The organism is Sphingopyxis sp. GW821-FHT02C12 (assembly GCF_059421785.1).
The window spans coordinates 1,011,191-1,027,037 of record NZ_JBWKVQ010000002.1 but is presented as its reverse complement, the minus strand read 5'-3'; the positions used below and the strand labels follow the sequence as shown (position 1 = coordinate 1,027,037).

Sequence of the window (15,847 nt, the reverse complement as noted above, 5' to 3'; positions counted from 1 at the left end):
GTCGACGCGGCGAAAGCCGATTGCCACCCCGGCGAAAGCCGATTGCCGGACTCGCGCTCGTGTGAAATGAAGCCCCTTCGGGAGAGGGAGCCCTTCATTGAGCGAAACCATCAGCACGACCGGCGGCGACCGGCGCCTCTGGGCCTTTGTCCTCGGCGTCGCCGCCGTCACCATCGGCGTCCTTCTCCACCTGCCGATGTTCTGGATGGGCCGCGACATGGGGTTCCGCATGGTCGGCATGCCGATGGACAGCGGCATGATCGCGGGCATGTATCTGATCGTCGCCGGGATCGCTGTCGCCGCCTATGGCCTGCTGCCGCGAAACCTGTCGCAGCAGATGGCGGCGTCGAGCCAGATCGCGGTCTCGGCGCCCGAGGACGCGCCGCTGTCGTGGGCGCATTGGCGGCTGATGGGGGTGCTCGTCATCGCGCTCGTCATCGACATCATGAAACCCGCCAGCCTCGGCTTCACCATTCCCGGCATGATCGACGAATATGGCGTGCCGCGCGCGACGGTGTCGCTGGTGCCGTTCGTCGCGCTGGTCGGCACCGTGCTCGGCTCGTTCGTCTGGGGCTGGGTCGCCGACATCTATGGCCGCAAGGCGTCGATCTTGCTTTCGGCGGTGATGTTCGTCGGCACCTCGATCTGCGGCGCGATGCCCTCGCTCGCGTGGAATATCGGCATGTGCTTCATGATGGGCGCCGCGGCGGGCGGCATGCTGCCCGTCACCTATGCGCTGCTCGCCGAAATGATGCCGAGCCGCCACCGCGGCTGGAGCCTCGTCCTCGTCGGCGGATTGGGCGCGGTCGGCGGCTATGCCGCGGCCAGCCTGATCGCCGCCTGGCTCGAACCGATCTACAGCTGGCGCATCCTGTGGCTCGCCAACCTGCCGAGCGGGTTGATGCTCGTGCTTCTCGGCACCTTCATCCCCGAATCGGCAAAGTTCCTGATGGCGCGCGGCCGCCGCGCCGAGGCGCAAAAGGTGATGAAGCAATTCGGATCGACGATGCACCGTATCGCCCCCGACGAGCCCGCCGCGCCGCGCGGGCCGACCTCGGCCCCGATCGGCCGCGCCTTTGTCGGCAAGCTCGCGGCATTGAGCCTCACCGCAATCGGCTGGGGCCTCGTCAATTTCGGGCTGCTGCTGTGGCTCCCCGTCGAACTGATCGCGCGCGGCTACAGCATGGAGGTGTCGAGCCGGCTGCTCGCCGCCTCGGCGCTGATCGCGCTGCCGACCGTCTTCCTCGTCGCATGGATCTACAGCGCGTGGAGCACGAAGAAATCGCTGCTCGCCGCGATCGCCGTCACCCTGCTCGGCCTCGCCGGGGTGCTGTGGCTGGCGCTCAGCGACCATGCCTCGCCCGTGCTTCCCGTCGCGCTGCTGATCATCGGCAGCAACGGCATCATCGCGATGCTGCTGCCCTATGCCGCCGAAAGCTTCCCGCTGCGTATCCGCGGCCGCACCACGGGCTGGGTCGCGGCGTGCAGCAAGGCGGGCGGCGTGCTGGCGCAGGCGCTCGCGATCCTCGCGATCGTGCCCACCCTCGCCGCCAGCGCGCTGATGATCGCGGTGCCGATGGCGCTGTCGTTCCTGCTGGTCTGGCGCTTCGGCCGCGAGACGCGCGGCGCCGACCTGCGCGACCTCGACCCCGAGGGGCATGTCTTCGACAAATCGGGATTTTAGCCGCGCCTCACGACAGGATCGCGCCGATGACGCGGTGGCGGACGACATCCCAATCGTCGAAGCGCCAGAACCCCGGGCTGTCGCGCCCGACGACATGCGGCGCGCGCGCCGAGGGGGCAAAGCTGCGATCGGCGGGTTCGACCTCGGTCAGCGTGTCGCAGTCGAAGAATACCCGCACGATCATCGCCTCGCCGTTCGCGCCGCCGCTGCCCATGACGATGCCGAGGTGTCCGTCGGACACCCGCACCAGCGTGCCGACCGGCCAGATGCCCAGGCTGTCGGCGAAACGGTCGAACAACTCGGGGTCGAAATGCCCGGTCCAGCCCCGCATCGCGGTCAGCGCCTCGCAGGGCGTCCACGCCGCCTTGTACGGCCGGTCCGACGTCACCGCGTCATAGACGTCGCAGATCGCCCCCATTCGCGCATGGAGCGACAGCGCGTCGCCGCCCAGCTGGTCGGGATAGCCGGTGCCGTCGATCTTCTCATGATGGTGCAGCGCGACCTCCAGTGCCGCCGCCGGGATATCCGCCGACTGCGCCAATAGCGCGTGTCCCGCGACCGGATGATGCTCGACCATCGCGCGCTCGCGGGCGTCGAGCGAGCCGGGCTTGAGCAGCACCGCATCCGAAATCGCGACCTTGCCGACATCATGGAGCAGCCCCGCGACCCCCAGTTGCTGCACCTCCTCCTCGTCGAGTTTCAGGTGGCGCGCGAAATTGATCATCAGCGCGCACACCGCGACCGAGTGGAGATAGGTATATTCGTCCTTCTGCTTGAGCCGCACGAGGCCCAGCAGCGCGCGCGAATGGCGCTCGATCGAATCGCCGATCGATCGCGCCAGCGGCGCCAGTTTCGCGACCTCGACCGCGCGTCCCAGCCGCGCGCTCTCGAACATGTCGACGACCGCCTGCTTCGACTTGCCGATCACCCGTTCGGCGCGCTTGCGCTCCTGCGCATGGCTCACGGGCCGCGCCTGGCGCATCCGCTGCGACGCCGCCGCGATCGCCCGCGCCGCCGGCCAGACGCTGCGCCGCTCGGGACCGCGCAGCGGAATGTCACGCACGCGCCGCTCGGGAAGCGCGGCATCGAGCGTGCCGTCCGCCGCCATGCGGCTGCGGCTGCGATCGATCACCAGCGCATCGACCCCCGACGCCCGGATCCGCTCGAGCTGTTCGGCGGTCTCGACCAGAAACCGGCTGCGCCAGAACGGGTGATCGATCCACCGCCCTTCAAAGGCGTGGACGAACATCCCGATCTGGACTTCCCCCGGATTGACGCGAAACAACATGCGGTCCCTGGTCCTTGATGAGAGCGACTTCCCTGCTTTACGTCCATTCCGACCGATTCATTAAACATCCATGGCCCCCGCCGCCCCCGGCACCGAATTGCCATGAGCAGCGTAAAAAGCGTATCATATCGAAACAATATTGGTGTCTCCGAGACTTCGTCATTTGACTTTCGGACAATCGCGGCAATCTCTGTGGCGATGAGAGCGGACGGGGGTCTCAAACGGTTCAAAGAGGCGGTCGCTGCGGGCCGGCCCTTTCTTGCGGCTTCTCTGACCGACGATCTTGAAGTTCCCGCCGGCGTGCTTCGCAATATGCTGCTGCAAAAGGCCGCAGGCCGCGGCGCGTTGACCTATGCCGGTATTCATATTGTCGGTACGATCGCAGGCTCCTCCCGTCCCCGCGTGTCAATCGTTCCCGACGCAGGCACCGACGTGATCGATCTCGGCGACCTTGCCAGTGCCGACGCCAACCCGCTGCCGGCGCTCTCACTGATAGGCTGCTGGATCAAGGCGCCGCTGGTGCTGCGCGGCAGCCACTTTGCCCGTCTCACGATCGACAACTGCCTGATCGAACAGATCGACGCGGACCATGTTGTCGTCGACAACAGTTTCCAGCTCAAATATCTGCGCGCCGCGTCGACAGCGCCGGGCGCGCGGGCCCAAATCCGGCTTGTGGGTGCGCGGGTCGCCGGTCATGTCGATCTGCGGGGATCGCGCCTCATAGCGTCGGCACTGACCACGTCGGCGCAGCCGCTGCCCGACTGGCCGGATATCGCCGAAGACAGGCCATCGGGTAATTGGGCGAACCGCTATGCGCTCTCACTCTCCTCGGCACAGATTGGCGGCCGTCTGATCTTCGACAAGGGCTTCAGCGCGGTTGGGGGTGTCAGCCTGTATCAAGCGGTCGTTGCGGGATCGATCCTGATCAAAGAGGCCCAGTTCGAAAGCGTAAACCCGCACGTACCCGCAATCGACGCCGAAGAACTGCGGGTGGAGGGGACCCTGCTCTGGCGCCCGTTCGAGCGCGGCAACGGGAAGAGGCCGTCGGACTGGCACGTCGCCGGCTCCGTCATCCTGAAGCGAGCGCGCATCGCCGGAGACCTGGTTTTTGCCGGGTGCCGATGGGCCGACGTCGGCGCCGTATCCCTGCGCGACGAAGGAGGCCCGGTCAATCACATCATGGGATGGATCGACCTTCGCCTCGCACGCGTCGGCGGCCAGCTCGAATTTCTCGACGGCTGCCATATCATGCGGCGCGGCGATGTTCCGAAACGCAAACAGTACGACAACGTCGACCGCCGGCTGTTTGGCCCGTCGGTCGACGCGTGGAAAATCGATGTCGGCAACGGCGTGCGCATTGCCCCCGATTGCCGTTTCTTCGGTCCGCTGTTTTTCGGCAACAGCATCATCGGCAACGGCTTTGCTTTTGCGGGGTCCATAGAATTCGACCTGTCGGGCGCGACAATCCAGCGTTATCCGGAGGGACTCGACCTCACCGACGCGCGAATTCAGGGATTGGTTCGCCTCGACGGGCGGATCGGAGGTGTGATCTCGTTGCGCCGCTCGCGTGTCGAAGGCGGAGTCCATCTCCGCGACCTGACGATCGCAGCGGGCGTCCTGTCGCTCGGCGATCGTGTCCGCGACCGCGACTCGGGTCATGCCACGCTGCTCGATTTCGGCGAACTCGTAGTGTCGGGCGGCGTCCATCTGGAAAAGATCCGCATCGAATGGCGCCGCGGACCTCAACAATGGATGCGGGACCTGCCGCGCACACGTCTCGGCCAGCATGTGCATCGCAAGATCGAACGCGGCGGAGATCTCGTTACCTACCAGATATCTCATCCTCAAAGGATGGAAATTTGGGAGTTCGACGCGTTGTTCGCTAACGGGTCGGTCCACATCATCGACGGCAGTCTGCAAAGCTTCCTTCCGCTGGCCGCAAGCCGCCCGACACCCGACGGTCCGCACAGTGCCTGCGATTTCCTGAGACTTTATTCCGAGCACGTCCGCGGGCAACAGGGGACCGCTGCGATTGTCGATTTTGGCGCGGTGTCTCGCGTCAATAAAAAATATTGGCGCTTCACCGAAGCGACCATGTGCTCCGGCAATGCCTGCTACCGCAGCGACATCATCATCGACGTGTCACAAAGCCCGCCGCGCGTGATCCCGTTCGGCGACGCGACAATCCCAATGGAGAATCCATACCCCAACGCACCATATTATCTCGGCCCTCTGCGCATAGGACCCGTCGGTAACGAGGAAACCAAAATTGTTACGGTAGCGGAGAGCGAGCAATCGGCTATCGACGTGGCTTTCACTCGCTATTTCCGCCCGGCGGACGGGATCCCGCGCGAGTTCCGCCCCAGCCACATCGATTTCCGCGGACTCAAGTGCCGCGCCTTTGATGACATGGCGGGCAGTGCATGGAATACGACCGACAAGGGGTTGGGTCCGCAACATCAATGGCGGCTGCTACTCGACGGGATCGATTTCGAAATCCTCGGCACATCGGAACCGGGCCATGGGTCGACCACCGCCGAGCGGGTACTCGAATTGCAGCGGCGCACGGCAATGCTGCTCTCCTTCTGCGACATCGGTGCACATGCTCGTCCCTTCGCGCGGCACGTCACCGACACCTATTCGGGCCTGGATAAGGACCGGATGGAAAAGGCGAAGACATTTCCGCTCGGCGCGCTTGTCCCCTTGCTCCGCCATGCCGAAATGCACCCCAGCTTTTCCCCGCAGCCGCTCGAAACTTTCGCCCACGCCTATTTCATCAACGGCGACCGTCGCGCCGCCAGCCGTATCCTCAAGATTTCGCAGACGATCGAATGGCGGCGGCGCGCCGCGCCACGCAATGCGCCCGACGAGTCGGGGTGGATCGCCCGCACCTTCCGCCGGATCGAGGGCAAGCTGGTACAGTGGATCGGCGATTTCTATGGAAACCGTTTCGGCTACGGTCATTCATCAAGACGCGCACTTGCGACGCTCGTCATGGGTCTGGCAGCCTGCTGGATCATTACAGCGGTCAACGCTTGGGCGGGAATTCTGGTACCGCTAGACCGTAATTTACTCGAGTCCGCCATAGCCGAAGGATGCCGCTATTCAGGCGACAACGCCTCGGGCCTGTTCCTCTATGCGTTCGATTCTTTCGTTCCGCTCATCGACTTGCACCGCGAATGCGGCTTCGCGATCAAGGCGGAAGCGCCCTATTCTCAGCTCGGGGCCTTCTTCGACAGCGCGATCATGTTTTCCGGGTGGGTCATATCCTCGCTTAGCATCGTCACTCTGACCGGCCTGGTACGTCGCTTTCCACGCGCCTAGCCTCCCTCTAATCCCCCGCAAAATCGAACGCCGACACGCCGCGCTCGCCATCCCTGAACCGCAGCGGCCGCCCCAGCGGCGGCATTGAGCGTTGCACGCAGCCGGTGCGGGTGCAGCGGCGGCACCCGAGACCGATCGGCGTCGCCCGCCCGCGCATCAGGTCGATCCCGCGCGCCGCGATCAGCGGCGCCGCGACCTTGGCATCGACCCCGACGCACACCGCGAAGCGCGCCGGCGTCCCGCTCCCGCTCGCGCCCGGCGCCGCGACCGAGCGGCTTTGGGTAAACCAGCGGCTGCCATCCTCGAGTTCGACGAGGTCGGCGATCACCTCGCCCGGCCGCGCAAAGGCCTCATGCACGCCCCACAAGGGACAGCGCGCATCGCCATCGACCAGCGGCGACTGGCTCGCCCCGGCATAGCGCTTCGATCCCTGTCCTGCGCGGTCGACGCGCAGCATGAAAAAGGGCAGCCCGCGCGCGCCGACGCGTTGCAGCGTCGTCAGCCGATGCGCGACCTGCTCGTAACCCGCGCCGAAGCGCCGCTGGAGCAGCAGCAGGTCATACCCCGTCGCGTCGCACGCGCGCAAAAACCGGCTGTACGGCATCATCAGCGCCGCGGCGAAATAATGAATGAGGTGGCGCTCGAACAGGCGCGCCGCCGCGGGCTCGGCGAACTCCGCTCCCGCGACCAGCCCAGCGATCTCGCCCTTCGCCTCGACCTGCGCCAGCGTCGCCGCCGCCTGAAAGGTCCGAGACGCCGGGCGCAGCAACTCGCTCAGCATCAATTGCCGCGCGTGCCAGTCGAGCCAGCGCAGCCGGTCGGGCATCACGTCGCTCGGCAGGATGCGGATGCCAAGCTGGTGCCGCGTGCGCAGCCGCTCCGATATCGTGCCATAGAGGTCGCCGCCCGCCAGCCGCAGCTCGTCGGCCAGTTCCTCGGCCTTGGCGTCGAGGTCGGCGAAATGGTTGCGCCATTTCTCGATCGCGCGCCGCACCGCCGCGACCTCGGGCGCCTCCTCTTGCGCCTCGCCGCGCGGCTCGGGCGCCGCATCGAACAGCCGCACAAAGGCCGCCGCCGTCGCCGGCGCCGCCTGCAACCATTCCTCGACCTCCTGCGCGCCGATGCCGAGGTCGGCGAAGCGCGGATCGGACAGCCGCCGCCGCAACCCCGCCAGCCCGCCCGGCACCTCCTCGCCGCCCAGCTTCGCCGCGTCGAAATCGAACCGCTCGGCCAGCCGCACGATCACCGTCGCCGACAAGGGCCGCTGCCCATGCTCGATCAGGTTGAGGTAGCTCGGCGAAATGTCGAGCGCCTCGGCCATCGCCGCCTGCGTCATCCCCGCATCGCGCCGCGCCCGCCGCACCGCCGTCCCTGCAAACACCCGCCGCTCGGCCATGAATGTAACTTTCTTTACTGATTTACACGCACATTACCACCAAACTGCCATATTTCACAAAACTTATTGACAAAGCTTTTCACTTTTGGCGCCCGTGGCGGCACATCTTGCCCATCACCCGGCCGCTCTCCCCGACTGGCCGCACCGAAAGGACGATATCATGGGCTATCAGGAAGACATGGCGCAGGCAGGCCGCCTCATCCGCGATTATGACGGCACCTGGGACGGCATCAGCGGCGAGAGCATCGCCCGCATGCGCGCCCAGAACAAGTTCAAGACCGGCCTCGACGTCGCCCGCTATACCGCGCGCATCATGCGCGCCGACATGGCCGCCTATGACGCCGATCCCGCGAACTACACCCAGTCGCTCGGCTGCTGGCACGGCTTCATCGCGCAGCAGAAGATGATCTCGATCAAGAAGCATTTCGGCACCGTCAAGGGCCGTTACATCTATCTCTCGGGCTGGATGATCGCCGCGCTGCGCAGCGAATTCGGGCCGCTGCCCGACCAGTCGATGCACGAAAAGACCAGCGTCCCGGCGCTGATCGAGGAAATCTACACCTTCCTGCGTCAGGCCGACGCCCGCGAACTCGGCGGCTTGTTCCGCGACCTCGACGCCGCGCGCGCCGAGGGTGACGAGCTCAAGGCGAAGCAGGTTCAGGCCGCGATCGACAACCATGAGACCCATGTCGTGCCGATCATCGCCGACATCGACGCCGGCTTCGGCAATGCCGAGGCGACTTATCTGCTCGCCAAGAAGATGATCGAGGCCGGCGCCTGCGCGCTCCAGATCGAAAACCAGGTCTCGGACGAAAAACAGTGCGGCCATCAGGACGGCAAGGTCACCGTTCCGCACGAGGATTTCATCGCGAAGATCCGCGCCTGCCGCTACGCGTTCATGGAGCTCGGGGTCGAGGACGGCATCATCGTCACTCGCACCGACAGCCTCGGCGCGGGCCTCACCAAGCAGATCGCCTTCTCGAAAGAGCCCGGCGACCTTGGCGACCAGTATAACAGCTTCCTCGATTGCGAAGAGGTCACCGGCGCGGGCAACCCCGGCGACGTCCTGATCAACCGCGACGGCAAGCTGATGCGCCCCATTCGCCTGCCCTCGAACCTTTACCAGTTCCGCCCCGGAACCGGCGAGGACCGCTGCGTCATGGACTGCATCGCCAGCCTTCAGAACGGCGCCGACCTGCTCTGGATCGAGACCGAAAAGCCGCACATCGAGCAGATCGCCGGCATGGTCGACCGCATCCGCGAAGTCGTCCCCAATGCGAAGCTCGCGTACAACAATTCGCCCAGCTTCAACTGGACGCTCAACTTCCGCCAGCAGGTGTTCGACGCCTGGGAGAAGGACGGCAAGGACGTCGGCGCCTATGACCGCGCCAAGCTGATGAGCGTCGATTATGACGGCACCGAACTCGGCGACGAAGCCGACAACCGCATCCGCAATTTCCAGCGCGATTCGGCGAAGCGGGCGGGCATCTTCCACCACCTCATCACGCTGCCGACCTATCACACGGCCGCTTTGTCCACGGACAATCTCGCCAAGGAATATTTCGGCGACGAAGCGATGTTGGGTTACGTCAAGGGCGTCCAGCGCGCCGAAATCCGCCAGGGCATCGCCTGCGTCAAGCACCAGAATATGAGCGGTAGCGACATTGGCGACGACCATAAGGAATATTTCGCCGGCGAAGCCGCGCTCAAGGCCGCGGGCAAGGACAACACGATGAACCAGTTTGCGGCCTGAAGGCCGCAGGGTGAACCAGTTCGCCGCTTAACCAGTTCGGCGCGGGGCGTTCCCCGGCCCGCGCCCACCGAGCTTTCCTGGGGAGGAAAGCCTGTCCGTCGGAAGCCTCCGGGCTTCCGGCGGGCATTTTTTTGGGGCGGGGCAGACTCCCTCCTTCAATGCGTGCGTCGCCAAACTTTCTGACGGACCAATGCACGGCGCAATGGCGGCGGATACCCGAGTCCGGCCACGGCGGATCACATCTGACTGCGAGCGACAGGGCAGCGCGTGGCCACAATATAGTCTTGACTATTAGATAGCGATAGATACCCATTGTCGAAAATGGGAGGCCGACATGATGACGACAAGCAGGCTTGCATGGCTCGCAGCGACCGTGGCGATCGGCGTGGCGCCAACGGTGACGATGGCACAGGACAGCAGCGCTTCGCCGGCGGCCGATTCAGGCAGCGACGCCGGACGGGTATCGGAGATCGTCGTCACCGCGCAGCGGCGCGAACAGTCGTTGCAGGAAGTGCCGATCAGCGTCACCGCCTTTAACACTGCCGGCCTGGAGGCGCTCAATGCCCAGTCGATCGGCGATCTCGACACCTTCACCCCCGGCCTGACAATCAACGACACTTCGGTGACGCAGCCGAGCTATACGATCCGCGGCGTCGCGACCGACGATTTTGGCATCGGCACCGATCCGTCGGTCGGCATCTTCATCGATGGCATTTATTCGGGCAGGTCGGGCGCCTCGCTGATTTTTTTCAACGACATCGACCGCGTCGAAATCCTGAAAGGGCCGCAGGGCACCTTGTTCGGACGTAACACCTCGGCCGGCGCTATCTCGATCATCACCAAAAAGCCCGTCGATGAATTCGGGGGTTCGGCGACGCTGCAATATGGCAATTTCGACACCGTCCGCGCCGACGCCACCGTCAATATCCCACTCACCGACACGCTCTATTTTCGCGCCAACGGAGTCGTCAATCATCGCAACGGCTATTTGAAGGACGCGGTGACCGGCGAGGACCGCGAGCGCGAGAACAATGTGTCGGCGCGTGCGGCGCTGCGCTGGGCGCCGAATGCCGACACCGACTTCATCCTGACCTACGATCATGATGATACCGACAAGGACGGCCCGGCGTCGGTCGGGATCAGCAATTTCGCGCTGAGCCGCAGTCCCTTCGGCCCGTTCACCAACGACGTCATCGACGACAGGGAAACGCGGATACTGAACGCGGTATCGTTGACCGCGACGCATAATGCCGGGCCGCTGACCGTCACCAGCATCAGTTCGTTCAAGAAGTTCGAGACGCACAATCGCGAGGACGAGGATGGCACCGGCGACCCGACGCGCTATCTCGACACGGAGAATATCGAGAAGAACAAGAGCTTCTATCAGGAACTGCGGCTTGGATACGACGACGGCCCGCTGAACGCGATCGCGGGGGTCAGCTATTTTCACGAGCGTGGGCGTCAGACGAGCGCGGTGACGCTGCTCAGCGATTCGGCGGACCGGCTGCTTGGTGAGCTCGCAGGCTTCCCGATCTTCACCATCCTCGACAGCGTCGGGCTTCCGGTATTCGGCGAGCAGATGCGCGAGGACATGAACAACCGCGTCGCGAACAACAGCTTCGCCGCCTTTGCCGACGCGACGTTCGAAGTGACCCCGCGCCTGAGGCTGACTGCGGGCATTCGCTACACCCGCGATAAAAAGGACTTCACCTGGCTCAACGGCGGATTCGACGGCCATGGCCTCGAGACGACGACCGCTCCGGGCGCGCTGTACAACGCGATCCTTGGCGCCCCTGCCTTTCCCGACGATGCCCAGATCAGCGTTGCCGATTTCTATCGCGCGACGGTTGGCCCCAACGGGTTGATTTTCGATGAGGGCACGCTCGAAGGCGTGCCTTTCACCCGACGCGCGAAATTCAGCGACGTCAGCCCGCGCTTTGTCGTCCAATATGACGCGACCGACAATGTCCATCTCTATGCGTCGGCCTCGCGCGGGTACAAGGCAGGCGGATTCAATTCGGTCCAGATCAACTCCTTCTTCTCGCCCGAAAATGTCTGGAATTTCGAGGGCGGCTTCAAATCGGAGTTGTTCGATCGCCGCGTGCGCTTCAACGCCTCGGCCTATTATTTCAAATACCGCAATCGCCAGTCGATCAGCCTCGAACCCAGCACCAATCCCGCCTGTCAGATATCACCCCCACCGGCAGGCACCGTGTGCCTGCCGCAATATCTCACCCGCTCGGGGGACTCGCGCGCCTATGGCATCGATCTCGATGCCCAGTTCGTCGTGTCGGACGATTTCTCGATCTCGGCGACGGCAGGCTATATCGACAGCAAATGGTCGTCGCGGGTCGAGCAGGGCATCGACATTTCGGGTCAGCCGACGGGCGAACCGAGCTTCCGCGGCATATTGGGCGCCCATTATCTGCACGACACGGGCAGCGGCGCGCTGTTCGCCGATGTCAGCTACAGCTACACCACGCGTCAGCGGATCAACGACGCGGTGCGCTTCACAGATGCCGCGATCGCGCCCTTCGTCGATTTTTCGCAGCTTGGCCGGCTCCGTTCGGCGCGCAATATCGTGAACGCCAAGATCGGTTATCGCTTTGGCGAAGACCATCGCTTCTCGATCGCGGCCTATGCGGAAAACCTGCTCAACAAGAAATATCTGCGGACGCTCAACACGATTTCGGCCGATGTGTTCCAGACGCCGTATGTGCGCCGCGACCGACCCGCTTTCTATGGGGTCGAGCTTGGCTTCAAATTCTGACGATCAACGGGCGGGACAGAATAGATGAGCTGGTCAAACTGGTCGGGCAGCGTCAGCGCGACGGGGGCAGTGCTGCGTCCGCGCACCGAGGTCGAACTCGGTGCCGGGGTTCGCGATGCCCGCGCGGTGCGCGCGACGGGTGCGGGGCACAGCTTCATGCCGCTGTGCGCGTCCGACGGGCTGATCGTCTGCCTAGAGGATATGGCGGGGGTGATGACGATCGCGCCCGATCGCAAGACCGCGCGCATTCCGGCGGGATGGAGCATCAAGCGGCTGACGGCCGCACTTGCCGACGAAGGCCTCGCGCTCGCCAATCAGGGCGACGTGAACCCGCAGAGCCTTGCCGGCGCGATGGCGACGGGAACGCACGGGACCGGTCTCGATCTCGGCAATCTCGCAACCTTCGCGCGTGGTTTTCGGCTGGTCGGCGCCGACGGCGAGGCCCGATGGTGCGACGCGCAGACCAATCGAGAACTGTTCGAGGCGCAGCGCCTGTCGCTGGGACTGTTCGGGATCGCGACCGAAATCGAATGCGATATCGTTCCGGCCTATTATCTTGCCGAGCGGGTCCGGAAGATGCGCTGGGATGAAGCGCGCGAACGCTTCGATACGCTGACCGGTGAACATCGCCACGTCGAATTCTGGTTCTTTCCCCACGCCGATCATGTCATCCTGAAGACCCTGTCGCTGATCGACCCCTGCGAGGCGCCACCGAGCACGAGCGACATCGACGAGGCGCCCTTTCGCCGCGTGCTGGGGATCGGCGCGAAGCTGCCTTTTCTGATTCCCAGCCTGCAGCGGATGATGATGAAGACGGGCTTCGAGGGTGGCCGGCGCGGTCCCGCGCATGCGATTTTTCCGTCCGATCGGACGATCCGCTTCGAAGAGATGGAATATGAGATGCCGCACGCGGTCGGCCTCGAAGCCTTGTCCGCGGTCGTCGACTGGATCCGCAAGAAACGCCTGCCGGTGTCCTTCCCGTTCGAATATCGCACCGTCGCCGGCGACGATATCTGGATGAGCCCGATGAACCGGGGACCCGTCGCCGCAATCTCGATGCACCAATATGCGCTTATGCCCTGGCGCAGCCTGTTCGCCGATGCCGAGGCGATTTTCCGCGACCATGGCGGGCGACCGCACTGGGCAAAGCGCCACACGCTGTCGCGCGCCGATGTCGATACGCTCTATCCGATGGCCGAACGCTATCGCGAAGTGCGCCGCGCTGTCGATCCCGGCGGCAAATTCCTCAATGCCCATATGGCGGAGCTGTTCAGCTGATGGACGATATCGAACTTCATGGCGCCCTGATCGGCCAGCAGGGCTCGCGCGCCGCACTCAACACGCCGGTGCTGGTCCTCGATCTCGATATTCTCGACCGCAACATCGCCGCGATGGCGGCACTGGCGAAAGCGCATGGCGTGACGCTGCGCCCGCACGCCAAGACGCACAAGAGCGTCGATATCGCCAAGCGCCAGCTCGCGGCGGGCGCGGTCGGACTGTGCTGCGCCAAAATCGGCGAGGCCGAGGTGCTCGCCGACGGCGAGATCACGGGACTGCTGATCACGTCGCCGGTCAGCGCCCCCGCCGCGATCGTGCGGCTGGCATCGCTCGCAAAAAGGAGCGCCGGCCTCATCGCGACCGTCGACAACCCCGCCGTCGTCGCACGGATCGCGCGGGCGCTGACCGACGCGGACGCATCGCTCGACGTGATGATCGACATCGATCCTGGCATTCGCCGCACCGGCGTCGCCTCGCCCGAAGCCGCGGTCGAGCTGGCTGAGGCGATTGCCGCCGCCGGGAATCTCCGCCTGCGCGGGGTGCAATATTATTGCGGGATGCAGCAGCATGTCGAGGATTATGCCGAACGCCGCGCCGCGATCGTCGAGCGCACCGATTACCTCCAAAGCGTGATCGCCGCACTGACCGAGGCGGGCCACGCGCCCGAAATCGTCAGCGGATCGGGCACCGGCACGCACCGCATCGACCTCGACATCGGGGTCTTCACCGAATTGCAGACCGGCTCCTATGCGCTGATGGACAAGCAATATCTCGACTGCGATCTGACCGGCGATGCGACAATCCCCTTCGCGCCGTCGCTCGGGGTCGATGCCCGCGTCGTCAGCGCCAATCACGACGCGCTGGTGACGATCGACGCCGGGTTCAAATCGCTGTCGACCGACGGTGGGGTTGCGGTGGTGACACGCGGCGCGCCGGCCGAGACGATGTTCGTTTTCATGGGCGACGAACATGCCGCGCTGATCGGCCCCGACATCGGGTCGCGCCTTCGGCCCGGCGACCCTGTGAGCCTGACGGTGCCGCACTGCGACCCGACGGTGAACCTCTATGATCATTATCATGTCGTGCAAGGCGACACGCTCGTCGCGATCTGGCCGGTAAGCGCACGCGGCCGCGCGCGTTGACCGCGCCGGCCGCCTTCACCGCCCGCCAGACCGCCGCAGTGATGGTCGTCGGCGTCATCGGGGTGCTGATCCCGGGACTACAGCCGCAATTGCTGGGTGCGCTGCTCGCCGAAGCCAAGCTATCGACGAATGCGCTCGGCCTGCTGGCGACGGCGGAATTGCTCGCGATGGGGATCGCCGCGGGAACCGCCGGATTACTGCTCTCGGTCGGTCGGCTGCGCCTGATTGCCGCGGCTGCCCTGATGGCGACAGCCGCCCTCGACCTTGGCACGCCTTTTGTGTCGGGCGGTGGATTGTTCGCTGCTCGCATCGCGGCAGGCCTTGCCGAAGGGGTGCTGATTTGGATCGCCATCGGCCTGATCGTCCGCGCGCGCCGACCCGAGCGCTGGTCGGGCATCTATCTGGCACTGCAGACGGTCGCGCAGCTCGCGCTCGCGACGGCGATGGGTCTGGCGGTCATCCCGCGGTTCGGATCGGCCGGGGGCTTCACCCTGCTTGCGCTGGTAACGGCGCTCGGCCTTGCCGCGCTGCCATTGCTTCCCCGCGCCTATGCCGATCTCGATCATGGCGATGCGGCGGGATCCGCCCTGCCCGCGCGCGGCATCATCGCGCTCGCCGGGGTGACGCTCTATCTCGCGTTCATCGTCTCGGTGTGGGTCTATATCGAGCCGCTCGGGCTGCAACGTGGCATCGATGCCGCCACCGTCCGGCTGGTCGCGCCGCTGTCGCTGGCGATGCAGGTGGCGGGCGCCGCTGTGGCGGCGATGCTGGCCGGGCGCCTGCCCGCGCGCGCGGTCGTCACCGCCATTGCGATGGCCAACCTCGTCCTGCTGGCGGTCATGGCCGCCCCGCCGTCGGCTTCCGCCTTTGTGATCGCCACCGCGCTGTTCGGCTTTCTCTGGCTGTTCGCGATGCCGTTTCAGGTCCCGATCCTGATCGCGGCCGACCCCAGCCGCCGCGCCGCGATGCTGATCGGCGGTGCACAATTGATCGGGTCGAGCCTCGGGCCGTTCATCGCGGCGTTTCTCGTCAGCGACCGCGACGTCGGGCCCGTGCTCTGGTTCGGTGCGGCCTGCGCCGCGGCAGGTACCATCGCATTGGTCGGTGCGCGGGTGGGCCGATCGGCGGCCGCCCCGCGGCCGGCGTGATGGCGGATCGCTGGATATGACTTTTTCGCGATTTTCCTTGCCGACATGGACTGTTCGAAAGGTC

9 protein-coding genes are annotated in these 15,847 nt (G+C 65.1%); 7 read left to right on the top strand and 2 right to left on the bottom strand.

Annotation, left to right across the window (positions count from 1 at the left end; translation table 11 throughout):
• Nucleotides 1–97: 97 nt before the first annotated feature.
• Complete coding sequence (locus AC07U1_RS20195; protein ID WP_495177750.1) at nucleotides 98–1,684, top strand: MFS transporter; 1,587 nt, start codon at nucleotides 98–100, stop codon at nucleotides 1,682–1,684.
• A 7-nt stretch (nucleotides 1,685–1,691) separates the two neighbouring features.
• Here the strand turns inward: AC07U1_RS20195 and AC07U1_RS20190 are convergent, their stop codons facing one another.
• Complete coding sequence (locus tag AC07U1_RS20190) at nucleotides 1,692–2,972, bottom strand: HD-GYP domain-containing protein (RefSeq protein WP_495177751.1); 1,281 nt, start codon at nucleotides 2,970–2,972, stop codon at nucleotides 1,692–1,694.
• Nucleotides 2,973–3,074: 102 nt separating this feature from the next.
• On the opposite strand from AC07U1_RS20190, the gene AC07U1_RS20185 reads away from it, so the two are divergent.
• Entirely contained in the window at nucleotides 3,075–6,296 is a 3,222-nt protein-coding gene (locus AC07U1_RS20185) for a hypothetical protein (RefSeq protein ID WP_495177752.1), read from the top strand.
• Nucleotides 6,297–6,303: 7 nt separating this feature from the next.
• Here the strand turns inward: AC07U1_RS20185 and AC07U1_RS20180 are convergent, their stop codons facing one another.
• Complete coding sequence (locus AC07U1_RS20180) at nucleotides 6,304–7,692, bottom strand: helix-turn-helix domain-containing protein (protein ID WP_495177753.1); 1,389 nt, start codon at nucleotides 7,690–7,692, stop codon at nucleotides 6,304–6,306.
• A gap of 160 nt (nucleotides 7,693–7,852) precedes the next feature.
• Between AC07U1_RS20180 and AC07U1_RS20175 the strand changes: the two genes are divergently transcribed.
• The 5 genes from AC07U1_RS20175 to AC07U1_RS20155 all read left to right on the top strand — a co-directional run bounded on the left by AC07U1_RS20175 (nucleotide 7,853) and on the right by AC07U1_RS20155 (nucleotide 15,783).
• The gene (locus tag AC07U1_RS20175; RefSeq protein WP_495177754.1) at nucleotides 7,853–9,445 is read left to right on the top strand and encodes an isocitrate lyase; all 1,593 of its coding nucleotides are present in this window, start codon (nucleotides 7,853–7,855) and stop codon (nucleotides 9,443–9,445) included.
• Nucleotides 9,446–9,779: 334 nt separating this feature from the next.
• Entirely contained in the window at nucleotides 9,780–12,215 is a 2,436-nt protein-coding gene (locus AC07U1_RS20170; protein WP_495177755.1) for a TonB-dependent receptor, read from the top strand.
• A gap of 24 nt (nucleotides 12,216–12,239) precedes the next feature.
• Nucleotides 12,240–13,493, top strand: coding sequence for a D-arabinono-1,4-lactone oxidase (locus tag AC07U1_RS20165; RefSeq protein WP_495177756.1), 1,254 nt, complete (start codon nucleotides 12,240–12,242; stop codon nucleotides 13,491–13,493).
• A complete protein-coding gene (locus AC07U1_RS20160) occupies nucleotides 13,493–14,635 on the top strand; it encodes a DSD1 family PLP-dependent enzyme (protein WP_495177757.1) in 1,143 nt (380 codons plus the stop codon). Before AC07U1_RS20165 ends, AC07U1_RS20160 begins: the two co-directional genes overlap by 1 nt.
• Nucleotides 14,632–15,783, top strand: a complete 1,152-nt coding sequence (locus tag AC07U1_RS20155) for an MFS transporter (RefSeq protein ID WP_495177758.1) — start codon at nucleotides 14,632–14,634, stop codon at nucleotides 15,781–15,783. The genes AC07U1_RS20160 and AC07U1_RS20155 overlap by 4 nt, the downstream gene beginning before the upstream one ends.
• Nucleotides 15,784–15,847: the final 64 nt, after the last annotated feature.